The organism is Streptomyces sp. NBC_00582, from assembly GCF_036345155.1.
In the GTDB taxonomy this organism is placed as follows: Bacteria; Actinomycetota; Actinomycetes; order Streptomycetales; family Streptomycetaceae; genus Streptomyces.
On record NZ_CP107773.1, the window covers coordinates 176633 to 199753 of the forward strand.

Annotated in this window: 21 protein-coding genes; 7 read left to right on the forward strand and 14 right to left on the reverse strand. The window is 69.2% G+C overall.

All coding sequences use genetic code 11. The features are described 5' to 3' along the window. Positions 1 to 514: 514 nt before the first annotated feature. From OG852_RS49895 to OG852_RS49905, 4 genes are all read right to left on the reverse strand, one after another. Entirely contained in the window at positions 515 to 2344 is a 1830-nt protein-coding gene (locus tag OG852_RS49895; RefSeq protein ID WP_330351937.1) for a glycoside hydrolase family 15 protein, read from the reverse strand. A gap of 152 nt (positions 2345 to 2496) precedes the next feature. After that, entirely contained in the window at positions 2497 to 3177 is a 681-nt protein-coding gene (locus OG852_RS49900) for a hypothetical protein (RefSeq protein WP_330351790.1), read from the reverse strand. Next, positions 3174 to 3668 (reverse strand): DUF6415 family natural product biosynthesis protein, encoded by a 495-nt coding sequence (locus OG852_RS51175; protein ID WP_443064679.1) that lies wholly within the window; start codon positions 3666 to 3668, stop codon positions 3174 to 3176. Before OG852_RS51175 ends, OG852_RS49900 begins: the two co-directional genes overlap by 4 nt. Continuing rightward, positions 3665 to 4261 (reverse strand): ATP-binding protein, encoded by a 597-nt coding sequence (locus OG852_RS49905; protein WP_330351791.1) that lies wholly within the window; start codon positions 4259 to 4261, stop codon positions 3665 to 3667. The genes OG852_RS51175 and OG852_RS49905 overlap by 4 nt, the downstream gene beginning before the upstream one ends. A 212-nt stretch (positions 4262 to 4473) precedes the next feature. Here OG852_RS49905 and OG852_RS49910 point away from each other — a divergent pair, with 212 nt between their 5' ends. The 4 genes from OG852_RS49910 to OG852_RS49930 all read left to right on the forward strand — a co-directional run bounded on the left by OG852_RS49910 (position 4474) and on the right by OG852_RS49930 (position 9059). After that, positions 4474 to 5853 carry a Tat pathway signal protein gene (locus tag OG852_RS49910; RefSeq protein ID WP_330351792.1) on the forward strand — a complete coding sequence of 460 codons (1380 nt, stop codon included), beginning with the start codon at positions 4474 to 4476 and terminating at the stop codon, positions 5851 to 5853. A gap of 48 nt (positions 5854 to 5901) precedes the next feature. Continuing rightward, a complete protein-coding gene (locus OG852_RS49915) occupies positions 5902 to 6420 on the forward strand; it encodes a TrmO family methyltransferase domain-containing protein (RefSeq protein ID WP_330351793.1) in 519 nt (172 codons plus the stop codon). Between the two features lie 432 nt (positions 6421 to 6852). Beyond that, complete coding sequence (locus tag OG852_RS51180; RefSeq protein WP_443064680.1) at positions 6853 to 8346, forward strand: helix-turn-helix domain-containing protein; 1494 nt, start codon at positions 6853 to 6855, stop codon at positions 8344 to 8346. Further along, the gene (locus tag OG852_RS49930) at positions 8343 to 9059 is read left to right on the forward strand and encodes an HAD family hydrolase (RefSeq protein WP_330351794.1); all 717 of its coding nucleotides are present in this window, start codon (positions 8343 to 8345) and stop codon (positions 9057 to 9059) included. Before OG852_RS51180 ends, OG852_RS49930 begins: the two co-directional genes overlap by 4 nt. Positions 9060 to 9357: 298 nt before the next feature. Here OG852_RS49930 and OG852_RS49935 read toward each other — a convergent pair whose 3' ends face one another. Continuing rightward, complete coding sequence (locus OG852_RS49935) at positions 9358 to 9834, reverse strand: A24 family peptidase (RefSeq protein WP_330351795.1); 477 nt, start codon at positions 9832 to 9834, stop codon at positions 9358 to 9360. Positions 9835 to 10446: 612 nt separating this feature from the next. Here OG852_RS49935 and OG852_RS49940 point away from each other — a divergent pair. Next, positions 10447 to 11805, forward strand: a complete 1359-nt coding sequence (locus tag OG852_RS49940) for a DUF2637 domain-containing protein (RefSeq protein ID WP_330351796.1) — start codon at positions 10447 to 10449, stop codon at positions 11803 to 11805. Between the two features lie 39 nt (positions 11806 to 11844). Here OG852_RS49940 and OG852_RS49945 read toward each other — a convergent pair whose 3' ends face one another. Further along, positions 11845 to 12237, reverse strand: a complete 393-nt coding sequence (locus tag OG852_RS49945; RefSeq protein WP_330351797.1) for a hypothetical protein — start codon at positions 12235 to 12237, stop codon at positions 11845 to 11847. A gap of 444 nt (positions 12238 to 12681) precedes the next feature. Between OG852_RS49945 and OG852_RS49950 the strand changes: the two genes are divergently transcribed. Further along, positions 12682 to 13449: a hypothetical protein gene (locus OG852_RS49950; protein WP_330351798.1), complete on the forward strand. Its 768-nt coding sequence runs from the start codon at positions 12682 to 12684 to the stop codon at positions 13447 to 13449. A gap of 199 nt (positions 13450 to 13648) precedes the next feature. Here OG852_RS49950 and OG852_RS49955 read toward each other — a convergent pair whose 3' ends face one another. The 8 genes from OG852_RS49955 to OG852_RS49990 form a co-directional block, all read right to left on the reverse strand. Beyond that, positions 13649 to 13954: a hypothetical protein gene (locus OG852_RS49955; RefSeq protein ID WP_330351799.1), complete on the reverse strand. Its 306-nt coding sequence runs from the start codon at positions 13952 to 13954 to the stop codon at positions 13649 to 13651. A 97-nt stretch (positions 13955 to 14051) separates the two neighbouring features. Next, positions 14052 to 15371: a hypothetical protein gene (locus OG852_RS49960; protein ID WP_330351800.1), complete on the reverse strand. Its 1320-nt coding sequence runs from the start codon at positions 15369 to 15371 to the stop codon at positions 14052 to 14054. Between the two features lie 103 nt (positions 15372 to 15474). Further along, complete coding sequence (locus tag OG852_RS49965; protein ID WP_330351801.1) at positions 15475 to 16710, reverse strand: hypothetical protein; 1236 nt, start codon at positions 16708 to 16710, stop codon at positions 15475 to 15477. 151 nt (positions 16711 to 16861) lie between these two features. After that, positions 16862 to 20638, reverse strand: a complete 3777-nt coding sequence (locus OG852_RS49970; protein ID WP_330351802.1) for a hypothetical protein — start codon at positions 20636 to 20638, stop codon at positions 16862 to 16864. 415 nt (positions 20639 to 21053) lie between these two features. Beyond that, a complete protein-coding gene (locus OG852_RS49975) occupies positions 21054 to 21809 on the reverse strand; it encodes a hypothetical protein (protein WP_330351803.1) in 756 nt (251 codons plus the stop codon). Positions 21810 to 21814: 5 nt separating this feature from the next. Further along, positions 21815 to 22186 (reverse strand): fic family toxin-antitoxin system, toxin component, encoded by a 372-nt coding sequence (locus tag OG852_RS49980; protein ID WP_330351804.1) that lies wholly within the window; start codon positions 22184 to 22186, stop codon positions 21815 to 21817. Positions 22187 to 22200: 14 nt separating this feature from the next. Continuing rightward, positions 22201 to 22422 carry a hypothetical protein gene (locus tag OG852_RS49985; RefSeq protein ID WP_330351805.1) on the reverse strand — a complete coding sequence of 74 codons (222 nt, stop codon included), beginning with the start codon at positions 22420 to 22422 and terminating at the stop codon, positions 22201 to 22203. Positions 22423 to 22526: 104 nt separating this feature from the next. Continuing rightward, a complete protein-coding gene (locus tag OG852_RS49990) occupies positions 22527 to 22667 on the reverse strand; it encodes a hypothetical protein (RefSeq protein ID WP_330351806.1) in 141 nt (46 codons plus the stop codon). Between the two features lie 32 nt (positions 22668 to 22699). Here OG852_RS49990 and OG852_RS49995 point away from each other — a divergent pair, with 32 nt between their 5' ends. After that, complete coding sequence (locus OG852_RS49995; protein WP_330351807.1) at positions 22700 to 23053, forward strand: hypothetical protein; 354 nt, start codon at positions 22700 to 22702, stop codon at positions 23051 to 23053. Positions 23054 to 23121 lie beyond the last annotated feature (68 nt).

Here is a 23121-nt window from a genome sequence, read left to right on the forward strand (position 1 = left end):
GGCCGGTCTATGAGGCGGGGAACCCGATCACGCAACGAGGAAGCGATCGAAGTCCCGCGGAGGATGGGGGAAGCGGATGGCAAGGGCAGGCGAGGAGAGAGGACGTGGGCGGGGTGCTCCGCTTCATCGGGTGACCTGAGTGCCTGAAGCGCGGCGTATAGCGGCAGTGGCGCGGTGAAGGCACGTAAGCGCTCATTGCCGAACCTGGCCCAGTGCAAGGGCTGGTCAGTGCCTGCGGAGACCAGCGGCAGGCGCAGGACGCCCCTGTCCAGGTGCTGGACCGGCTGCGGCCAGTTCAAGTCACACCCTGAGCCGGGAGGCAGGATCAGCAGCCAGTCGCCGCTTTGGGCGACGGCTGCGCCCACCGGATGCGGCCTGTAGCGGTCAAGGAGTTGGACGAGCCGGACGGCCTGGGCCGCGGGGAGAACAGCGGCCTCGAAGTCGTCACCTAGATGCACTTCCACGGGCTGGGTCGATCCGTGGACGGCGGGAAACAACTGGGCCAGGGTGGGGGTCATGCAGCCATCACCGGAGCCTTCGCCCGCTCCAGCTGATGCAGCAGGATGGCACTGTCGACCAGGCCGATGTGACTGAACGCCTGCGGGAAGTTCCCGAGTTGCTGACCAGCCACCGGGTCGTACTCTTCCGCCAGGAGGCCAAGGTCATTGCTCAGGGTCAACAGCCGCTCGAACAGCCTCTTCGCTTTGTCCAGGCGGCCAGTCAGGGCCAGGGCGTCCACCATCCAGAACGAGCAGATCAGGAACGTTCCCTCGTCGCCGGGCAGGCCGTCCAGGCCCGCCTGCGCGCCCTCGGTCAGGTAGCGCTGGACGAATCCCTGGGATGTCGACAGCTCGCGCCGGACGGCGTCGACGGTGCCGATGACCCGTGGGTCGTCGGGAGGGAGGAATCCGACCCGCGGGATCAGCAGGAGAGAGGCGTCCAGTTCGTCCGAACCATAGGACTGGGTGAACGTGTTTCGATTCCGGTCGTAGCCCTTGGTGCACACGTCGTGATGGATGGCGTTGCGCAACTCCAGCAGCTCGTCCAGCTCCTCCGACGGCATTACGCCGGCCTGGATCAGCTTGATGGTGCGGTCGACAGCCACCCAGGCCATGATCTTGGAGTGGACGAAGTGCCGGCGTGGGCCGCGTACCTCCCAGATGCCCTCGTCGGGCTGGTTCCAGTGGTCCTTGAGGTACGTGACCAGTCGCAGCTGAAGGGCTGCGGTGTCGCCGCATGGTGCAAGGCCGCTCTCGTGGGCGACGAACAGCGCCTCGCAGACCTCGCCGTACACGTCCAGTTGCAGCTGGTCGGCGGCGCCGTTGCCGACCCGGACCGGGGCAGAACCCTCGAAACCAGGCAGCCACGGGAGCTCCCGTTCGGTGAGGTCACGCTCTCCGAGGATGCTGTACATGATCTGGAGTTCGTCCGGGTCGCCCGCTACCGCCCTGAGTAGCCAGTTGCGCCACGCTCGCGCTTCGCCGCGGTAGCCGGTGCGCAGCAGCGCGTTCAGGGTGATAGCGGAGTCGCGGAGCCAGCAGAACCGGTAGTCCCAGTTCCGTACGCCACCGACTTCCTCGGGCAGCGATGTGGTGGGCGCGGCGACAATCCCGCCTGTCGGGGCGTAGGTGAGTGCCTTCAATGTGATCAGCGAACGGATCACGCTCTCGCGCCACGGTCCTTCGTAGCTGCACTGTCCGACCCAATCAGCCCAGAACTTCTCAGCGTTCTCCAGCTCCTCTCCTGGGTCAGGCTTCGGGGGCTCGCTCGGCGTGTGGGCGGATTGCCACGTGAGGGTGAAGGCAACGCGCTCGCCCGGGCTCACCGTGAAGTCAGCGAAGGTCGTCTTCCCGTCGCTGTACGTCTCGGCGTCCGTGTCGAGCCACATCGCGTCGGGCCCGGCGACCGCGACCGGGCGTCCGTCGATGCGCTGGAGCCAGGGGGCCACGCGGCCATAGCCGAAGCTCATCCGCAGGGCGGACTGCATGGCCACGCGGCCGCTGACGCCTTCGACGATCCGGACCAGCTGCGGCGCATGACCGTCCCGAGCCGGCATGAAGTCGACAACCCGGACCGTGCCGGTGGGTGTGTCCCACTCCATCTCCAGCACGAGGGAGTCGCCGCGGTAGCGGCGGCGAGTGGCGGCCGGTCGGGGCTCGTCTGTGTCGCAGGCGGGTCCTACACGCCAGTAGCCGTGCTCCTCGGTTCCGAGCAGCCCGGCGAAGACGGCGCTCGAATCGAAGCGGGGCAGGCACAGCCAGTCGGCCGTGCCGTCCCTGCGGACCAGCGTGGCGGTCTGCATGTCTCCAATGAGCGCGTAGTCCTCGATGCGGCGGCTGGTCATGGGTTCCATCTCTGGGAGGAGGCGCCCGGAGGTCCCGGGCAGGCGGGTGGAAGAGCTCATGGCTGGCGTCTCCTGCTGGCAAGACGCCGCCTGGTCAGGTGCGCGGAGACAGACAGCCACCCTGCGGATACCGAGATCACTGAGGCGTTGAGTCATCGCCGTCCCTCGCAGACAGCGGGGGCGGTTTCAAGGCTGGCCAGGTCGGCGAGATCGACTGGGGTGACGTCGTGCAGGCTGATGGCGTAGCGCGCGGCCACCGTCCATGGCAGCCGTGGGTCATCGTGGGCAACATATTCAAGGGGTTCATCGGTCTCGCTGGGAAGCGGCTGGAGCGTTGACGGGTCGTAGACCACGCCGGCCACGCCCCAGGACGGGTAGTAGCCGACCAGGGCCGCTGCGTACGAGCCCCGCAGGTGCGGACAGGCGTTGACAGCCTCGACGGCGCACGGCACGCAGACCGGTGCTGCGGTGGTCTTCTCGCCTTCGGCGATCGGCCGGCCGCCGGGGGCACGCATCAGGAAGAGGTGACGCTCATCGGATCGGCCGAACGTACTGCCGCCGCGGACCTGGCACCGCATGTGCTTCACGGCCCTGAGCTGGCGCCGCGAGTGCATGTTCGGGAAATCGGGCCGCCCGAGCCCTGGGGCGATCGGCTGTCGGACATACAGGACGCCGTCGTGCCTGTCGGCCGCTGGGTTCTCGTCCTTGTAGCCGATCCGTGGGCCGCGAGGCCCTCGCTGAAGCACGAGGGGGGAGGTGAACGGCTTTTCGCCTGTCCACGGCACAACGTACGGGACCTGAAGGCCGCGAAAGGTCAGCACTGCCGCGCTCATCCGCGAGCCCCAACCGCCGTACGAGGGGGGCAGTTCGGCGTGTGGGGGCACTCCGAGGATTCCCCGGCAGCGTGACACCGCTGAGACGTGCTGGAGTTGGGCGTGGCGTGCGGGCCGACCGGGCTGGCCGCCTCCGCAGAACTGAGCTGGTCCAGGACCTCCTGTACGGCCTGCGCGAAGCGACGCAGATGCACCCGGGCGGGCATGAAATCCGCGGGGGTTTCTTCATCCGCCAGCCGTTGCGCTTCGGCAAGAGCCTTGTGGAGCGACTCGTTGCTTGTGGTCTGGGCCGCGATGGGCGGCCCGAGCTGCATGAGGTGTCCGCGTAGTCGCATCGCCAGGTCAGTGACGTCCTGAGCGGAGTCGAGAACTGGTGCCTCTTCGTCAAGGACCAGCGCGACGGTCTCCTCAGCCGCACGCGTCGCGGGACGGGGAGGTGAGCTCTCCGACGCGTTCTGCGACACGATCCTGGTCAGTCGTCGGACGTTCATGACAGCGGCGCCCTTCGCCCACGCGGGGCAGCGAGCTCGAGCCAGACCGTTTTGCCAGAGCCATCGGGTTCGGTGGTGGCACCCCAGCGGTCCGCGACCTCGTCAACGAGGCGAAGTCCGCGTCCGTCTTCGCAGTCCGAGCTGGCGAACCGGCGGCGCGGGACCTCGGTCGAGGGGTCCGTCACAGCCACCCGCAACCTGGTCGCGCTGCACCAAGCCGTCAAGGTGACCTCGCATGTCCCGGACGGGACGCCCCGGCAGCCATGCTTCACCGCGTTGGTGAGGAGCTCCTGGGCAGCCAGCGCTACATCGTCGGCGATGGGCTCAAGCCCCCACTCCAGAAGCCTCTCGCGGAGACCTCGGCGTGCCGCCCCGATAGCGGCCGGGTCCGCCGCCAACGTGGTCTGCAAATGCGGAGAGGACGCGCTCGCATGGGCTGGGCCGGAGGACGACCTTCCGTCGGCGTCGTAAGCCATCAACACCGCCCATCCTTCCCGGGATTCGAAGTACGCCTCGCAGCCAAGGGCACCGGCGGCCGCAAGGGGCCGCGCAGCATGCCGCGAGCGTCTCGTCCGCAGGTGGAGCTGGTTCATCGGCTGTTCCTCCTCGCCGCAATCGACGGCGACACGGTCACGCAGAGGGCGCCTGCGTGCGAGGGTGGAATGTTCGATTCCTCGGCCGCGTAAAGCGGTTGGGGAATATCGTCTTGAAGAGCGAACCGTGAATTGAGGCTCGCGGGTATCCCGCCGATGCCACAGGCACTGCTAACGCTGCTAAAGATCATTTCCGGAACGGGGGCCGCGACATGGCGCGGACACGTAACACCTTGCTGGCAGCCGTCATCCGCGAAGTGGGCTGGTCGCAAGAGCAAGTAGCCGCACACTTCCGACGCGTGGCCGCCGAGTGCGACGCCCCTGATCTGCTGCGAGTGACGCGCTCGCACATCTCCCAGTGGGTCCTGGGCTCGATGCCGGAAGGTCAGGCGCCCAGTATCTTGAGCGAGACGCTCTCGCGAGGACTCGGGCGCGTCGTCACACTGGCGCAGATCGGGCTCGCCCCGACGGAAGCAGTGATGCCGACGGCCCCTGGTTGGGACGTCGACACGGTGGCCGCGCTGGTAGACCTCGGGGACAACATGAGCATGAATCGTCGACAGGTGCTGACTACGTCGGCCTACTCTGCCGTCGGAACCGCACTGCCCCCAGAACGATGGTGGGACGAGACCCTTCAACGAGCCCAAAGCCGCGGTTCGGTCTCCCGGGCGACCGTCACGGCCGCCCATGTCGAGGCCGTTCACGAAGCAATGCAGTTCTTTTCCCGGCAGGACCAGCGACTCGGCGGCCGAGCCGGCCGAGCCGCACTGATCACCTACATCAGGGACGACGTCGCCGATTACCTCGCCCGACGCTTCCCCTCCGAAGAGGTACGCCGCGCCCTCTTCGCCGCAGCCGCCGAACTGGTCTACCTCGCCGGCTGGACGAGTTTCGATTCCGGCGACCATGGCGTGGCCCAGCACTACTTCAGCCTCGCCTTCCGCATGGCCGCCGAGGCAGATGACGCCCCCCTCGCCGGGCACATCCTTCGCGCCGCCGCGCACCAGGCCGTCGACCTCGGACACCCCCAGCGCGCACTCGAGCTGGCCGAAGGGTCCCTCGCACAGCGCCGATACTCCTTGGCCAGCCCCCGAGAGAAGGCGCTCCTCGGAGTCGTTCACGCCCGGGCCCTCGCTGCGGCGAAGATGAGGCCCGAAGCCCGAGCAGCACTGCGCCGAGCCGAGCACGACCTGAGCAACGCCGGCACAGCGGAGGCGCCGGCCCGTGTCTTCTTCTTCTCGGAGGCAAGCCTCGCCCACGAGACCGCCTGCACGCTGCGAGACTTGGGCGACCTGAAGAGCGCCCAGACCGAATTCCAGCGCAGCGTTCGCACCCGTGCGCTCCCCTTTGCGCGGACACATGCCGTCACGCTCGGCTACCTGGGAGCCGTCCAAGTGCGTCAAGGCCAAGTCGAGGCAGCGTGCGCGACCTGGTCCCAAGCCCTCGACACCATGGACGGCATCCAGTCTGGCCGGGTCCGCGACACCGTAGTGCAGATGCGCCGCGCTCTCTCCCCTGTACGGGCCCGCGGCGGCCGCACAGCCACCGAGCTCGACCAGCGCGCCCAGGCAGTTCTCCGCGGCGTAGGCTGACCGCGCCATCGCAACTGCGGTGCACGGCGCGACTCCTCGCGGAGCACCATGAACGACGAGAACGAAGGGGAACCTGTGCCCGCACACTCCATCGAAGTCCCAGTGATCGGCACAGTCGTCGGCGGCCACGCCGGGCGCCTGGACGACTACAAGGGGGGCGTGGAGTCGATCATCCGGCTCCGGCCGGAGTACCCCGTCGAGACTCTGAAAGGGATCGAGGAGTTCTCGCACCTGCAGGTCATCTGGTTCTTCAGCGAGGGCGCGCCCGACGATGTCGCGTTGCACGCTCGTAGCCCTCGCGATAACCCGGCCTGGCCAGCGACGGGCACCTTCGTGCACCACAACCATCGTCGCCCGCCGCGCCTGGGGACGTCCTTCCCTAAACTGCTGCGCGTCGACGGTCTCGATCTGCATGTGACGGACCTGGACGCAGATGACGGGACACCTGTCATTGACCTTGTGGCCGTGTTCAGGGAGATGCTTCCGCGCGGCGTCGTCACACAGCCTGCGTGGCCGACTGAGATGCTCGAGAACTACTGGGCACCGGCGAGCGACCGGCCGCAGTAACCGCATACCAGCACTTGCCGTAGCGCTGCCGGCGGCCGGACACATGTCGACCGGCAGCAGCCACCGTCTGCCTTGCGGCTTGCCGCCGAGGCGAGCGCGTTCGATTCGCTGCTCACGCTCCCGAAATGGTCGCGAGGCGCCAAGGAGGCTTGCTGCGCCAATGGTTCCCGTCGCCCTTCGCGCCGTCCGTGCTTCTCGCACGGCCAGGAGTGGGTGGACTGGCACGGTCCCAAACACCAAGGTCCCCTCTGAGGTCGCGGCGGCGGACATCGCCCTCAAGCCGCTGCCTGATCGGCTGCGGTCGTGGCAAGAGTCTGGGGTCGGTGTAGATCGACATGCATCGCTGTGGCGATATCGCTACAGCGATATCGATCTGCGCATAGCCTGTAACTAGCAGTGAGTTCGGTCTAACTCGGTACGACAGGTGCTGCCATGAAGATGCCGATCCGCGTGTGCGGCAAGTGCGGGAACACGCTGAGTCAGTACAACCCGGACCCCATGTGCGCACCCTGCTCACGTACCGGCACCGCGCCCACGGTCCCTGACCGCGCCTGGCGCGACGAGCAGGTACAACGAGCCCTTGCTACATGGGACTTCGGGGAATTACTTCGCTTGTTGCGGCGCCGGTCGGGACTGTCCCAGATGGACGTACGCGCCCTAACTGGGCTCACCCAGTCGTACATCTCCGACCTGGAGAACGGCCGCAAGCAGCTGGGAGGCCGCGATTCCATCATCGATCTCCTCAACGGTCTGGGCCTTCCCTCGGACTTGCGACCGCTTCTCCTGACGCCCCTTGCAGACCGGCATCAGACAGCGGTTTCGGACACACTCGATCCCGCGATGCCGTGGACAGCGGACCGTATGGTGACGTCACTTGAAGTTGCTGTCGGAGGTCCCATGAAGCGTCGAAGCGTGCTGACCGCCTTGAGCGGAGCCGGTCTCACCCAATACGTCCTGCAGTCGGCCATCGCCCCTACTGAGGCACTGGCCGCGGACACTCGAGACGGAACACGAGTGACCAAGCCGCTCCTCACCTCACTTCAGACCACCACAGACGAACTGAGGCAGCTGGACGCGAGCAGCGGCAGTGGAACCCTGGCCAGCACGGCCAAGCAGCACCTGAAAGTCCTCCTGGGGCTGATGAAAACCGGAACCTACGACGAGCGGACGGGCCGGCAACTCGCGGCAGTAACAGCTGACACGGCCATCCAGACCGGGTGGTACACATTCGATGGCGGCAAGCACGAAGAGGCCCAACGGTTGTTCCTGGGCGCGCTGCGTGCAGCTCATGCCTCGGCAGACTCCAGGCTCCGAGCCGGCGCACTTTCATTCCTGGCCATTCACGGCTACTCGGTCGGTGACCCTCGCGAGGCGGTCACCGCAGCCCGAACAGCACGTCAGGGCATAAGCGACCAGGATGCGCCCTCCCTGCACGCCATGCTCCTTACGCGGCAGGCTCGAGGCCACGCTCGGCTCCGCGAGGAACGGCACGCGCTGGCGGCCCTGGAGGAAGCAGAAGCGCTGTGCGCTAACGGACCCGGCGAGGACGACCCGCACTGGCTGTACTGGATCAACCCTGGCGAAATCCTCGGCCAGCGAGGGAGCTGCTTCCTCGAGCTGGGCCGTCCGACGGAAGCCGCCACGGCCTTCGCTACAGCCCGCGGCGTACTGAGCCGAGAGGAAACCCGCACGAGGGCCCAGTTCCTCTCCCGGGCAGCAACAGCGCAAATGCGAGCGGGTGACGCCGATGCCGGCTGCGCTACCGGACAGGAAGTACTCACCATGGTGGACGGAATCCAGTCCGCTCGTCTTGACGAACATCTGCGCTCGATGCTGCGTGAGGCTCGCCAGTTCACGAACGCGGCGCCTGTCCGACCGCTCCTCGACCGGGGCGAAGCTCTCCTCAAGGAGCGAGCTCTCGCATGATCTTGGTTCTCTGGGACATCGACCGGACGCTGCTATACGTCGGTAACACCGACCGCTTGGTCTACCGCGAAGTCTTCCGCGAAATAGTTGGCCGTGACGCGCAGCAACTCCCCGCCCGGGGGACCGGCGTCACCATGCCGCTTGCGGTGCGAGAGCTCCTCTCCGCCAACGGAGTCCCCGAAACGGACACCGATGAACTTGCGCGCCTGATGGTTGACCGCCTGCCCGGACAGCTAAATCGGCATCGCGAGGCACTGCGTCGCGACGGGCACCTGATGCCCGGAGCTGTCGAGGCCATGGTGGCGGTTCACCAGTCCCAGCTGTTCGTCCCGACGATCGTCACAGGCAACCTCAGAGCGAGCGCAGAAATCAAGCTGTCCGCTTTTGCCCTCACGGACTACGTCGACATGACCGTCGGAGGTTACGCCTCCGACGACTCCCATCGGCCTGCCCTGGTACGGATCGCCCAAAGCAGAGCCACGGCGGCGTACGACCGCCCCTTCAACCGCGAGAACACCGTCATTATCGGAGACTCCCTCCAGGACGTCCGCACAGGACAGCAGGGGGGAGCGGCAGTCGTCGGTGTTGCCTCGGGAACGACCTCGGCTGAGCGTTTGGCGGCCGCAGGAGCCGACTACGTCATAGCGGATCTCACCGACCCGGGGCGAGTCGTGGAACTGATCCACACGGTCGCGGGGCGCGCCGCGCCGTAGGGGTAAGCGCTGCGTGAGTACGCGCGCGGTCCGGCGGCCTGGGTACTCACCGCGGCATCGGGCTACCGGATCGGCTTCTGCTCCCTACCGTTGCCGGGCCGAGCCGCGGCCGCTTCCGGCGTTGCCGTGCGATCGCATCCGTGATCGAGGGGGGGGCTCCACGGCCCGTTTGAGGAGCACTTGTTCCCTGGGTACACGTACGCGCGTTGCCATCGTCCGAGGCCGGCAACCGTGTCCTCGACGAAGCAGAAGTCTTCGCTCCAGGCCTGCAGCGGGGACGTTCTGGAACCACGGGCGTTCAGGAGATGCAGACTGAAATGCATAGCGCCCCGATGATCATGTACGGGCCGAACGCTACACGCCCTCGTACACGTCCGCGTGCGAGGTTGACTACGGCGCCGAGGGCGAACATCGCGAGGGTTCCGAGGAGCACGCTGGCCCAGCTGTGCCAGCCGAGCAGGGCCCCGAGGGTGGGGGCGAGTTTCACGTCGCCGAGTCCGACGCCGCCGAAGGTCATGAGGAAGAAGGTGGCCGCGAGTGCTGCCGCGGCAGCGAAGGAGCGGAGGAGGCTGCCCTGCTCTCCGTTCGCCGCGGCACCTCCCAGCAGGACGATGACCCCGACGAAGGCCGGGAGGGTGAGGACATTCGGGAGCCGGTTCACCTTCGCGTCGATCAGAGCCAGCGTCGTTCCGCATGCGGCGATCCAGTAGTGCGCCGCGGCTATCCAGCCGGTCAGACCGCTCGCGGCGATGAGGGCGAAGGCGAGTGCGGCCATCGCCTCCGGGAGACCGCGGTTGGTACACCAGGGGGTCCGGCACGCCGCGCATCGGCCGCGTGGCGGGGCAAGGAGCCGTATGGCTACCCGGGCCGGTGTGCCACAGGCGGGGCAGGAGCGCCGGAGTGGTGCGTCGGCGGGAACGGTCCAGGCGAACAGCAAGGGCCGTGCGGCCGTCCCGACTAGGAGGCCGGTGAGCAGGGCGACGATAGTCGTCAGCGCGGTCATCACGGCAGCCCCCGAGCGGTTTCGTTCGACTCCCGGCATATGCCGAGATCTTGGAGCCTAGGCGAGTCGCGCTGTCGGTTCGACCCTCTATCGGCCTTATGGCGAAGACAACGACCAGGTCACAGGGTGCTCCGTGGGTCGATACGCGGTGGATGGGGAGGGCCCGCGCTCCTACCGTCTTATGGCGAAGACAACGACCAGGTCACAGGGTGCTCCGTGGGTCGATACGCGGTGGATGGGGAGGGCCCGCGCTCCTACCGTTCAGATTCGGGAGCGCGACCGCAGAGAACTGCGGAGGGGCGGAATGTCACACGGTCGCCGCTGAGCACACCTCTATGGGCGATGGCGCTGCGCGCACTGGCACGACGAAGGGGGCACGGGTCCATGACGACGACCGCTGATCTCGGCAAGGCGGTGCCGACTGGGCAACGCGGGCGCCCCCGGGTCGCCTGGACCCGCGGGCGCCGGGTGACATTCGGGGTCATCGGGTTCGGCTCGCTCCTGATCGCCCTGACGGGCTTCGTCGGCTCCTACACGGCAGTGCGCGATCTGGCAGAGGAAAAGGGCTTTGGCTGGTTCTCAACTCTTTTTCCGCTTGGGATAGATATCGGCATTATTGTGATGTTGAGTCTTGATCTCGCCCTGACCTGGGTGGACTTGCGGTACCCGTTGCTGCGACACGTTGCATGGCTGCTGACCGTTGCCACGGTGGCGTTCAATGCAATGGCTGCATATCCGGACATACTTGCCTCGTCAATGCATGCGACCATACCGCTGCTCTTTATCGCGATTACCGAGGCCGTCAGGCACGCGGTTGAAACCGCGACGGCCCGTGAGGCAGGGCGGGAGGACAACGCACTCTCGCTGGGCCGCTGGCTGCTCGCCCCGTGGTCGACATGGCTGATCTGGCGCAGCAGGAAGCTCTGGCCGAGCACGATTCCTTCGTACGAGGTCGCGCTCGAGCTGTACCAGGAGAAGCTGGAGTACCGCCAGGAGTTGCGCGACGCGTACGGATGGCGTTGGCGCAGGAAGGCGAGGCGTGAAGAGCTCCGGCCGCTGCGCCGCAGCCGTCTTGGGTACGCGGTCCGTCCTGCGGGGATGCCGACTCCGACACTGGCACCTGTGCAGCCGGCTGTCCATGAGCTCGTGCCGGACGCCGCATATTCTCCCGAGGGCCTCCCTGGCCGGGCCCTTCCGGCTCCTATGGAGTCCGGCGCTGCGCAGGCACCGGAGAGTCCCGTCGGCCACTCCCGGTCGCAGTCGCCGGGAGAGTCTGCGGCGGCCGTCACGGAGCCCGAACGCGAGACCGCCCTCGACCATCCCAGCGAAGACCTGCTCGCGGACGACACTGCCACGTCTGAGGAAGCTGAGGATTCTGCGGACGAACTGGGTGCCGACACGAACAGCGCTGACTCAGTGGACGACGAAGAAGAGGCCGCCGAGGCCGACGAAGACGCCGACGAGGAGGACGACGGCCCGGACGATCCCCTGCCGGCGATCGACCTGGGAACCGCCCCGGAGAACGAGAGCAAGCGGCAGCGGGCCGAACGGATCTACCTCGCCCACCAGGACGCGGGTGTCGAGCTCACACGCACGAACCTCACCCGGTGGGCCGGATATCAGAAGGCGGGCTCAGGCCGCACCGCCTATGTCGAGCTGGAGCGGAAGTACGGGCCGATCGTTGTCCGAGCCGATGAAGCGAACCACGTCCTGCATGAGGAACTGTCGCCCGCGCACTCCTAGCCGTCGGCCGGTGACGATCTGGCGGCAGGCGGGCTGCGTTCAGTCGTCGTCGGGGGCGCTGCCGAGCCATGCGATGGGCCGGCCGTCCGCGATCTTGCCCCAGTGCGGGCCGCCGTCGGCGTCGTGACCCTTGTCCAGCAGGCAGGCCCGGCCGTGAGCGCCGTGCTTACCGGAACAGATCTGGCCGAACAGGTCGGTGTCGCCTTCTCCTAGTGCCCGATCCCACCGTTCCGCTTCAGCCCGGTACATCTCGCTCATCAGCGTGCCGAGGTGAAACTCGTGTTCCTGGATCTCCTGGCCGAGACGCCCTACAGCGGGATCGGACATCACGAACTCGAGCCGTGCGTGTGCATCGCGGTGGTCCCGGGTCCGGTTCTGGCGCCGCAGGGTCTCCGCACTGTCCGAAGTCGAGGAACTGTCCTGGCTCTCCACCCGTCGTTGCCTCTCTCGCGTCGAGCCGGGCCGTCTGGGCCCCGGTTCAGTGTGGCACTCGCCGCCGGGCCGACGCCGCGAACAGGTCATCTCGCCGTGCTCGGCCAGGAGCTGGGCTGACAGCCGCGATTGCCGACCACGCACTTCCACGCCACCGCCAAGAGGCGTGGATCGGCCTGAGCGTCTGCGCTGAGCTGCCGCCGGTCGGCGTGCCGCCGTACGGCGGCATGTCAGCGCACTTCCGCTGAAATGATCCGAAGTGGGGCGGTGCGTGTTGTACAGTTTTGCCGGCTGTCCACGCAGCCGTGCTGGGATGCTGCCCCCGGAGGCCGCGGCATCGGGAAGGCAAAAGCCGACGTGGGAAAGGCCTGACCGATCGGCCGGCTCGACTCCTGTTTCCTCTTCTTCTTGTGCATTGGCCGGGCAGTGCGACAGGGAGTCTTCATGTACCAGACGTCGGCCAGCCCCGAATCGGGCGAGATGGTCCGTCTGCGCCAGCTCGCCACCAACGAGACGTACGCCCAGAGTCAGCAGGGCCATTGGGAGAATCCTCGCCCGGAACTGGCTGTGCCGAACCCTTCCCTGGAACAGCAGCGGTGGGAAGTGCAGATCGTCGAACTCCTGGCTGAGGAATTCGGGCGACATCCGGTAGACGCCGACATGGGTCTGTTCGGCATCCGCAGCATCAGCCCCCATTGCGACCGCCTGGTCATCCGCGTGGACCGCCGAGCCTTGCCTCGCTGGGCACGCGCCCTGGTCGGCACCCCGAACCCCCATGGTTCGCAACGGCTTGAAAATCTCCAGTGGAGCGCCGAGACAAAGGGCGTTCATCTGGTGGACGCGGGCAGCGGCGCAGTAGTGGTCCTCGACCGTGCATTCCCTCGCGAGTGGCAGTCGGCTCTCAACAACCTCAACGACCGCGCGCCCGACAGGGCCGCGGTACACGACAGCACGCTCGCTGACTCGCCTTACGGGTTCGAGGCCTCCGTGCTGTTGCGCCGTGCCCATCTGGCGATGCAACTGGCCGGGGCGCAGGGTGGAGTTCTGCACCTTGCGGTCCGCGATGCAGGAGACGGTCGGGCTCGCCTCTTCGAAGTCTCGGTGGACGAACCGAACCGGGCGGCGTGCTTCTTGGCACTTGAGGACGCCCCTAAGGCCTTGTGGTCGTGGCCGGGAAGCGACCGTCGCGGCCATGTGATCCGGCTCGGGTAGCCGCCGAGCGCGGCGTGCATGCGCGTAGGCTCGTCCGCTACCTGGGCAGGTGGCGGGTGTGCTTGGGGCTGAACCAGCGCATCCCGAGCCACAGATGCTCCTGGGCCCGGTAGCGGGTGGAGCGCGCGTCACTGTAGCCGCCAAGCTCGCTGGAGGTGGCGACGGTGATGCGCTCCAGGCCGTGGCTGCCGACGGAGGCTCACACGTGCTGACTGGTCAGCTGCATTCGGGTGGTCATCTCCCGGTACAGCTCGCTGTCGGACGGCGCAGGACGCCGCTTGACGTGAATATCCCACGTCAGCGCCTGGACCATCGAGCCGTCGATGACCGAGGCGCGCTGGGTGGCCCGGCCGTGCCAGGCCCAGACACTGCCGGCGATCAGCGCCGCATAGAGGGCAAAGACCGGGTCAGGCCCTCGCAGGAGCGTGACGATGCCCTGCCCGGCGATCGCGGCCGCCACCGTGATGTGGGACCCGTGGCTTCCCAGAGTCTCCCCAATTGCCATGGTGATCAACGTAGTCGGGCGGACCGCCGTAGCGCGGCCCCTTTCCCGCCGGGGGGTGTCCATGTGGTCGCTCGCCCGCCGTGAACGGTGGGCGAGCTCAGGGCAGTTCGCAGCCGTACTTTGCCAGCACCGTTCGGGTGGCACTGTCCCTCGGACTCAGCGGGTGCGTACCCCCGTCCTCGGCCGGGCCGAGTCGCAGCGTCGTGTCCCCGCTGATCGGGCGGACCACCAGTGTCTTGCCCACGGTCTCGGATTGGATCTCATCGAGCCGGTAGGGGCTGGCGGCCAGACAACTGCTGGTGAACTGGCGCTCGAACCGGTCGAGAGGATCGGCGAAGAAGTATCCCGTGACAGGGCCCTGGACCTGCATCACAAGGTAGGCCACGGCCGCCGCGGCGACCCCGGGTACCGCAGCGGTGGTACCCGGCAGCCGCATCAGATGCGGACCGAATCGGTACACGACTCCGGCACCCAGCCCCGCCACCGCGAAGGAGGTGAGCAGGAACGGCGTCGGATGGTCGGTGAGGACCCGTGACTTCATCGCCACCGACCACGGGATGGCGGCGAGCATGAGCACCAGCCACCCGAGCCCGCCCACCGTGATGACCTGAGCCGCACTCAGCTTGCCCGGCCACTGGTCCAAGGACGCCACCGCCTGCTGCTCGCGACCAACCCAGCGGGCCGCTCCCCGCCAAGCTGCCCGCCCTGACGGCGCGGCCGCGGGACCATGGTGGTGTTCGAGTAGCCGCAGCACTACGGCGCCAAAGTTCTCCGCACGTTCGTGCACGGCTCGCTCATCGCTCTCCAGCTGGCGCAGTTCCGTCCCACGCCCCGGCTGCACCCGCCGGCCGCTCCCGCGGGCGAAGGACTGGTTGACCCAGTGCCCGGGGTCGGGGAATCCCCGCATCGTCGGCGCGGTCCTCCCGGCGTCGAACTGCGACGACGAGCGGTCCGGGATGTACGCCTCGTAGAGGCGGGGGCGCGTCCGGTGGCCGTGCAGACTCGCCTGCAGCGCCCTGATCGCCTCGGCGACATCGTCCAGCAGGACGTCGGGACCCGCCGCCTCGACCTGGGCGAGCAGCTTGGGTCCGGGCAGTGCCCGCCACACACCACCACTGCGATCCTGAGCCCGTGCCTTCCAGAGCTGGCGCAGCGGACGCGGCCACACCACGGCGACCGGCATCCGCACCGGCGGCCGGCCCTGGGCGAGGTGCGCGCTCAGCAGCGCGACGGCACACCGAAGGTAGTCCGCTTCGCACACCCGCCAGAGCGCCACGGCCGTGGTCAGCCGGACATGACTCGCTTCACCCGCGACGACGGCCGCCTGGCATTCCTCGACACGCTCATCCGCCGCGCGCACCGCTTCGCCCTGCGCGCGCAGAGCCTCGATCGCCTTCCCCCATCGGGCGTGTGCCATCTGCGACTACCCCTCGCTCACCGTCTGCCAGAGGCTACCCAAGGACGCCGACGTGCGTACGGGCAGTTCACGGCCGACCGGCTGAGCAGGCCGGGCGCCGGAATCACGAACCTCCGCGCCGCGGGATCCGAAACAGGCGCTGCCATCGCCGTACCAACGGAGTCTGGGCGGCGGGCGCCGCGGAGGCAGGAGCGGGCGGCACGAACGGCGGGTTCACGGGGCGCGGAGGGATCACCGCGTCCGTCGGGCCGCCGTTCTCGTGCTCGCCGGACGTGGTCTGCCCGGTGTCCACTGGATCCGGCTCCGCCTCCTGTGACACAGCGGAGGCCGTCTCCGGAGCGGGATCCGCGGCCCGGGCGGCTTCCGCGGGCGCCGGTGCGGGCTCGGCTTCCGACACAGCGGGGGGCGGAGAGTGCACGGCGGCGTACACCTCCCGGGCGCGCTGGTTTCGCCAGTTGAACCGGCTCTCCTGAACGGTGTAGAGCTCGTCCATCACGTGGTGCGCGTCGGCGGGCCGGAAGGTGCCCCGTGTACGCGTGAGGGAGGCGAACGCGATGGGCACCAGGCCCCAGGAGTCGGCGTCGGGCGCAGGGCGCGGCTTGCTGATCCTCCAGTCCTCCCGCGGATCCGAGCGCCACCGCGGCCAGTTGGTCCAGTCCTGCCCGCTCTGTACCGGGTGACGGAAGCGACGAATGCCGTAGGGGACGAGGACGACCTTCCCGTCGAGCCAGTACACGTGCCCGCCGGCCGCGAGGACGGCCTCCTGCTGCTCGTTGGGAGCCACCTGCTCGTGCACCACGTCCTTGCCGCGCAACCACACGGGATGCGGGTCGAGTTGATTGAATTGGGCGAGGTCCCGTTTGAGGAACCACACGTGCTGCGCGCCGGCGTGCTCGTCCCGCACCGCCCGGATCCTGCGCCGGATCGCCTCCGTCCCCGGCAGCGCCTGCGTCGGAGCCTCGAAGACCACGGTGGTGGTGCCGCACTGGGCGATGACCGCGGGTGGCATCCCGGACGGGTCCGTCGGGTCCGCACCGGGCGAGGTGGTGGTGCATTGTGCGATGCCGGCAAGAGCGCGGATCTGCTCGCGTAGCCGGATCACGACTTCGTCAGCGGCGTCGAGCAAGGCCTCTTCCTCCGGCCTGCTGCAGCCCTCTCCGCCCCGATGGGCGAAGTGCGGCTGGACCTTTGAGTCGGTCTTGGTTCCCTTGAGGATCAGCCACTCCCGGCAGGCCCGGCAACGGTAGCGGCCGCCGGCCAGGCCCGGCGGCAGGCCCTTGATGTCGTCGTCGGCCCAGACGACCTTCTTCGCTTCTTTGTCCCAGGCGCTCCTACCCATGCCGCCGATCATGTACGGCGGCGGCGCCCGGCCGCCAGGGTGCCGCCCACCCGGCGGGCCGGAGCCGGCAGCGTGCCCTGTCCGACGGGAAGGACCTGGCCGCATCCTCCCGCCCTGCGGGCCGCGTTCGGGTACCGCGGCGATGCCCGGGTCAGTGTGCCGGTTCGGTGGCCGGGATCCAGCCGGGTTCGGGGTCGGCTGGGTCAGCCAGGACCGCGGTGAGACGCTCGGCGGTGATGTACGGGACGTGGGGGTCGGCGAGGAACGCGGCCGGCTCGATGGTGCGGGTGACCATCAGGGGCAGGACGCGCCAGTCCTGTTCGCCGGTGACGCCGCAGGCCGCGGCTGCCTGGCCGGGGTGGGCGGCGACGGTGGCGGCCTTGGCCAGGAGCTTGTCGCGGTAGCGGGTCGTGAACTTCTGGATGTGCTGGAGCAGCGCGTGGGGTGCGACGGCCCCGGTGGGGTTCTTCGCCTCGATCACCCACAGCCGGCCGGTTGCCGGATCGGCAACGAGGAGGTCGATCTCCCCGACCAGACCGGGGATGCCGAGGCCGGCGGCTGTCTTCTCCAGGAGACGGAACCGGTGCGGAAGTCCGGCGGTACGGACTGCTTCGCTGATCTCGCGCTCGAGGTGCTGGTCGAGCTGCTGGCGGTGGCGGAGCAGCGCCTGCGTGACTGGGACGGGCAGGTCGGGGTGCGGGAGCCGGCCGTCGTCGAGATAGGCCGCGTACGCCTCGCGGGCGGCGCAGGCGAGCCAGGGCAGGACCAGGAGCGTCTCACCGGCGTCGATCAGGGGATGGGTCAAGGGCCGGGACCGGCGTTCGACTTCGGTGTAGGCGTGCGGGCCGGTGCTGGCGGCGTTGCCGGGGTGCAGGCGGAGCCGGTCAACGGCCGCGCGGACGTGGTCGGCGGGCAGTGCGGACCAGGCGGAGGTCTCGGCCACCAGGTCCTCGGTGGTGACGGCGGCGGTTCCGTCCGGTCCGGTGGGCCAGTCGGACGCGGTGGCGAGGACGGCGCCGAGCCCGGCGATGCCACAGCTCCAGTGCTGGTGAAGCAGCCGGTCGGCGTGCGCGAGCTGGCTGCCGGCGGGCAGCTCGGGCGCGGTGAAGGCAGCCTCGGTGCGTGCGGCCGGGGCGGCGAGTACGGAGGCGGCATCGGGGAGTTCAGGCTCCGCGGCGATGGCCTGAGCGATCAGGCGCTGTTGTCTGGCGCGGTGGTAGGCGTCGGCGTCGAAGCCCAGGTGCTCGCCGCTCGCGGTGCCCTGTGCTGGCCCGCTCTCGGTTTCGCCGGGGTCCGGGCCGGAGGTGAGGGTGAAGACGCCGCTGGGGTCGATGTCCAGGTGGAGGTCGTGCAGGCGGCGGGCCGCGGAGACCGCGGTGATGCCGCTGTGCAGCACGAGTTCGGCCAAAGCCACGAGCTCGGCGACAGCGAGGACGTCGACGGGCCGGCCACCGGCGGGCGGCCCGGCGAGCGCCTGCTGCAGCAGCAGGTGCAGAGCGGAGGTGGCCCTCGCCCCGTCGGCCTGGCGCTGTCCGGCCTCGGGAATCCAGTTCGCCGCCCAAGGGGCAGCGAGGTTCACCGCGCTCTGCTGGGCCGAGCGGGTGCGATCGGCCCAGGCGGCGTTCAACTGCCGCGCCAACTCACCGACCAGAGAGGGCTGATAGGCGCGGATCTGCTCGTCGAGTTCACCCTCCAGCGCGTGCAGCAGCTGCTCGGCGGGCCCGCCCCGGCGGTAGGCATCGGGGCCGTACCAGGTGCCGGCCGGTACGCCGGCGCGCCGTACGGCGGCGGCCGCGGTGCGCAGGGCCCGGGCGTGCACGTGCCGGGATCGCGGCAGGGTGAAGGCGGGGGCCGTGGCGGGCCACGCGTTGGTGGCGGCGGTCAGGCGCAGGGCCGGGTACGCGGTGTCCCAGGCCGCGGTGAAGACGTCGGCGTCGGTGCCAGGTCCGCCGCGGCCGCGGCGGACCTGCTCGATCAGGTGGTGCAGGAGCCGGCCCAGGATGTGGTGCCCCTGGCTGCCGTCGCCGCTGAACGCCGCGAGCAGCGGCGGGTCGATGTCGATGCCGATCCGCCCGGCCTCCGGGTCCGCACCGGCCCGCAGCAGCAGCCACTCCTCCATCGCCGCGTCGCCGTCCCCGCTCGCGCCGCCTCCGGCAGGGCCGGGCGAAGCGGTGTCCGGATCCGGGCCAGCCGGGTGCGGATGGGCCTGGTCCGCGACGGTCACCTGCACGAGGAGCGGCGCACCGCCGGGGAGCGCGGTGTGGGCGGCGGCCGGCGCGATGGTGGTGAGCGCGGTGCGCAGCGAATCGGCGAGTCCGGCGATACCGGCCGCGTCCAGGACGGCACCCGGCTCGCGGGAGGGAACGGCGACGATCACCAGCGGCGGGACGGTAGCCGCCCGCATCACCACCGTCCCTTCCGACGTGACGTCCTCAAGGTCGGCGTACACGCCGGACACGCCCGCCTCCGGTGCACTCAGCCGTGCGTGCCGGAAGTCCCCGGCCAGCGGGAGCCCGGCGGCGGCCATGACCTCGTCGACGCTCACGCGTGCGGCGGCCCGATCCCAGACCTCGTCGCGTACGGCCTCGGGGACCATGGCGACATCGTCGCCGTTGGGGCCGGGCGCCAGCAGCGTCCCGCCGCGGCGCCAGGCCGACCAGGCGTCGAGCGCGTCGCGGTAGAAAACGCCGTGCACACCGGGATGCTCGGTCAGCTCCAGCACGAACAGCGCCAGCGCCGCGAGGTCGCCTCCGGCGTCGTGCAGGATCTCGGCCACCTCCTCCACGTGCAGGAAGAGGGTGTCGCGGATCAGCTCGGGCCCGAGGAACCGGGGGCCGCCGTAGACCACGAGCCGGCCGCGGCCTGCCGGCACGTCGGCGTCGGCGAGCGCGGCCCGGCCTTCCTCGACGCGCACACCCAGGGCGCCGTCCGCGACAGCGCTGACGACGGCGATGTCGTAGCGATGGCTGGGCGAGGAGAGCAGACACACCGGGAGCGGCCGGGCGGGAACAGCTTTCAGGCCCAGCAGTTGGGCGAGCCGGGCAACTGTCAGCTCCTGCATTCGTGCCTCGGCCGCCTCCAGGCCGGCCGGAGGCAGGGAGGTGAGCAGGCGGGCGACGGCCGGGGCGGCGGCCTCCGTCGCGGCGCAGGCCGGTACGGGCAGACGCCGGCCGTGCGCGGTCACCGCCAGGACCGGGCCGAGCAGCGGCATGTCCGGGTGGTAGCGCAGCGGCAGATCCTCGATGCGGCACGTCAGCCACTGCAGTGCCCGCTCGGCGCGCTCCGGGCACCGAGCGGCCTGCACGAGTTCCGCGGGATCCGCGGAGGTGATCGCGGCGGCCGCGCGGACCTCGGCGGGCGTGACCCGGCAGGAGACCTCGCGCCCCTCCTCGCCGTCCGGCGCGGTCTCGGGCTCCGGCCAGGCCGCGGAGAGCGCGGCGAGGCTCCGGTCGGTCAGGCGCAACACCAGCTCGAGGACGTCCTCCGCCCCGAATCCGAGAACCTCGTGGAGAGCCTCGTCGACGGCCGCCGCGGTCAGCTTTAGGGTGCGCAGGACCAGCAAGGGGTGGGCGAGTTGGCCGGGGTGGACCAGCAGTTGGTCTCCGGCCACGGTGAACCGCACCCGGTCACGGACATCCCCTGGATCCCGATCGGTCACGACGCCGCGCCCGGGTGCGGCCCGTACGGACGCCTCCACCAGTACGGGCAGGTCGGCGGCGCCGGCAGGGATGCCACCGCGGGCCGGGGTGCGCAGGACGCGGGTGAACAGCAGCAACAGATGATCATGAAAGCGGGCGCTGTCCGGCGCGACGAGCGCCGCCTGGAGGAGCACGATCAGCGAGTCGGTCGAGAACCGCGCCATGGCCCGGTCAAGGATCTTCCACTCCACGCGGCGGTGCTGTGCGGAGGTGAGGTGCCTGGCGGTCATCGTGCGTCCGTTCCCCGAACCGGCTGATCTGGAGAGACAGCCTCGCAGGCAACTCCCCAGCTGCGCGCCCGTTTTGCTCCCATGACGCCTCCCGGGTGCCGGCCGGGACTGTCCCGCAGGGGCGGGCCGCCCGCCATCACCTGGGTTGCGGGCGCGAAACGGCCCCGGCCGCCATGCACGGGGGGACGTGACGGCCAGGGCGCGTTGTCGCCAGCCTAGCGACGAAATGGTGTGAAGAAGGTGTGATCGAGCAGACTGGGCCGAGTCGTCGACAGCCGATGGTTGGCGCTGTTCACGATATACAACGGCGATTCGGCAGCAGTTCGGACTCCGGCTCACATTCTCTCGTGGTGACAACGACCCGTGCAGCAGGAACCGGTTCGCTGAACCACGAGAACGGGCAGGTGCGGAACGCTCAGGCCCGTAAGGAGTGCTCGGTGGCCCGGGAGCGAGGAGGGTTCACGGCCGGGATCTCGCGCGATGGCCGCGGAGGGAGCGAACTGCTCGGCTCTGAACGGCCGTTGGGCCGCTGCGCTCGCGGGAAGAGGACCGCCAGATCCTCGGCATCCGCCCGGCCGTGCGCGAGCAGATGGCCGGCCACTGCAGCGATGTACGGCCAGTACCGCTCGACCAAGCCATCCACCCGGGCGTAGACCGTAGCGAGTTCCACATGGTCCCAGCCGTCCGGCAGCTGCTGCGGGCGTCCCGTTCCGTAGGTGAACAGCACCGGCTGCGCGGCGTCGACCGACCGGAGTTTGGCCTGATCGCCTACGCCCGCGACCACGTCGTTGAGGAACGCCGTCGCCGGGGTCAACAGCTGCTCCTGGTCCAGCCAGCGGTGCGCGGCACGCACTCCCGCAACGTGGAAGGCGAGCATGCTGTCGAGGGGTGCTACCGCGAACGGGCCGACCGAGACGTTCCCGGATTCGGCGTACGTATCCGGCGGTGTGGGGGTTTCCGCCGAGTCGGCACCGAGGACCGCGAGGGTCACCGGCAGGCCCTCGGCCATGCCGATGACCGCGTGCCCGGCTTCGTGGTGCGCGTTGCGTGTCCGCACCTGCGTGGCGTCCAGGCCGCCGGTCAGCACGTCGGGCTGCAGTGGGCCGGCGGAGAACGGGCTCGGGTACTGCGTGAAGACGTCCAGGCCGTTGATCTGGACCTGCGTCCACATGCGGGTCAGCTGGTCCAGCTCTTGAGCTGGGCGGCGATCTGCCGGACGTCGACGGTCCCGGCGAGCGTCGCCTCGATGAGGTCCCCGACCTCGTCGGCCTTCGCCGACACGGTCAGCCCGCACATGTTCAAGAAGCCGTAGGCCACGGAGAGGGCGAAGATCTCGTTGGAGTGAGCGAGCGCGGGGATCCTCAGCAGGCACTGGAGCAAGGCCGCAGCGCGGTGATGCGGCTCCGGGTAGACGACCTGATCCATGATCGTGTCGCTGTGGCGGGCGACGGCCGCGGCTGTCGCACCCCAGTCAGTGATGTCTGGGTGATCAGCAAGGCGCTGTTCGATAATTTCCAACAGCCAACGGCGATCGATCGACAGCTGCACGAGGGTCTTTCTGCTCAGGCGACCTGGCGGCCGGGGCGGCTCGGGCCGAACCGGACGGCGAAGGCCTCTCCGAGCTCGTCGATGCACGCCTGTGCGCCGGTGAGGAATAGATGCCGGGGCATGTTCGCCTCGACGAGGGCAGTCGCGAACGTGTCGGGGTCGACACCTTCGGCCGCGGCGGCGCGCCGGAGCCTGCCGCCTGACTCGTCGCTCATCTCGACCTGGAACCTCGTCATGAGACCACGGTAGCGGTCCGGGGCCGGGCGGGGGAAGCCGATCCGGTTCTTCCCGTGACCCCGGTCTTCAAAGCGGCCCCTGGCCGGTGGGTGGATCGGACGGTTCACGCGCGGGTTCGGCGGGCCGCCGGACAGGTCCGGGACACGGCGGCCATCTGCTCCTGGATGAAGCTGCCCAGCTCGCGCACGGCCTCGGGGCCGGGATCAGATCGGTGGGCGGAGGAGATACGCGCGAAACCCGCCACTTCCCCTCCCCGGAGCCTCCTACAGCGGCCCCATGAACATTCGCTGGGGTGGCTCGGTCTGGGAACTGATGCTGGTGAAGCGCGCGGTAGGGACGGCCCTGTCGAACTCGGCGAGCGGCGGGTACAGCACGCTCCTGCGTGACGGCGCCAGAAACCTGGTTGGCCACGCGGACCTGCTCAACGGAAAACGTGCCGTCGCCGGGCTTGTCGCGGTCTCCGCGGTAGCGGGCGGTGCGCTCACCGCCGCCACCATGAAGGCGACGCCACACCTCAAGACGAAGTTCCGCTCCGCGGCCCAGGACACGGCAGAAAGGGCGGCAGAAGCCGACTCCGACCCCGCCGAGGAGCCGGAAACCCTCCAGGGGCCGCGGCTACGCGCTGTTTGACCATCAGGCAAAGCGCCAGCGCGGCGCCTGGGTCGTTGGAGGAGATGTGCGCTTCGCACATCTCCTCC

Coding starts and splice junctions, on each gene's coding strand:
- OG852_RS49960 (WP_330351800.1), bottom strand. CDS start 15,371: ATGGCACACGCCCGATGGGGGAAGGCGATCGAGGCTCTGCGCGCGCAG.
- OG852_RS49975 (WP_330351803.1), bottom strand. CDS start 21,809: ATGTGGACGCAGGTCCAGATCAACGGCCTGGACGTCTTCACGCAGTAC.
- OG852_RS49935 (WP_330351795.1), bottom strand. CDS start 9,834: ATGGCCGCACTCGCCTTCGCCCTCATCGCCGCGAGCGGTCTGACCGGC.
- OG852_RS49995 (WP_330351807.1), top strand. CDS start 22,700: ATGAACATTCGCTGGGGTGGCTCGGTCTGGGAACTGATGCTGGTGAAG.
- OG852_RS49930 (WP_330351794.1), top strand. CDS start 8,343: ATGATCTTGGTTCTCTGGGACATCGACCGGACGCTGCTATACGTCGGT.
- OG852_RS49895 (WP_330351937.1), bottom strand. CDS start 2,344: ATGACCAGCCGCCGCATCGAGGACTACGCGCTCATTGGAGACATGCAG.
- OG852_RS49955 (WP_330351799.1), bottom strand. CDS start 13,954: ATGGCAATTGGGGAGACTCTGGGAAGCCACGGGTCCCACATCACGGTG.
- OG852_RS49950 (WP_330351798.1), top strand. CDS start 12,682: ATGTACCAGACGTCGGCCAGCCCCGAATCGGGCGAGATGGTCCGTCTG.
- OG852_RS51175 (WP_443064679.1), bottom strand. CDS start 3,668: ATGAACGTCCGACGACTGACCAGGATCGTGTCGCAGAACGCGTCGGAG.
- OG852_RS51180 (WP_443064680.1), top strand. CDS start 6,853: ATGAAGATGCCGATCCGCGTGTGCGGCAAGTGCGGGAACACGCTGAGT.
- OG852_RS49965 (WP_330351801.1), bottom strand. CDS start 16,710: ATGGGTAGGAGCGCCTGGGACAAAGAAGCGAAGAAGGTCGTCTGGGCC.
- OG852_RS49910 (WP_330351792.1), top strand. CDS start 4,474: ATGGCGCGGACACGTAACACCTTGCTGGCAGCCGTCATCCGCGAAGTG.
- OG852_RS49985 (WP_330351805.1), bottom strand. CDS start 22,422: ATGACGAGGTTCCAGGTCGAGATGAGCGACGAGTCAGGCGGCAGGCTC.
- OG852_RS49940 (WP_330351796.1), top strand. CDS start 10,447: ATGACGACGACCGCTGATCTCGGCAAGGCGGTGCCGACTGGGCAACGC.
- OG852_RS49900 (WP_330351790.1), bottom strand. CDS start 3,177: ATGAGCGCGGCAGTGCTGACCTTTCGCGGCCTTCAGGTCCCGTACGTT.
- OG852_RS49970 (WP_330351802.1), bottom strand. CDS start 20,638: ATGACCGCCAGGCACCTCACCTCCGCACAGCACCGCCGCGTGGAGTGG.
- OG852_RS49905 (WP_330351791.1), bottom strand. CDS start 4,261: ATGAACCAGCTCCACCTGCGGACGAGACGCTCGCGGCATGCTGCGCGG.
- OG852_RS49915 (WP_330351793.1), top strand. CDS start 5,902: ATGAACGACGAGAACGAAGGGGAACCTGTGCCCGCACACTCCATCGAA.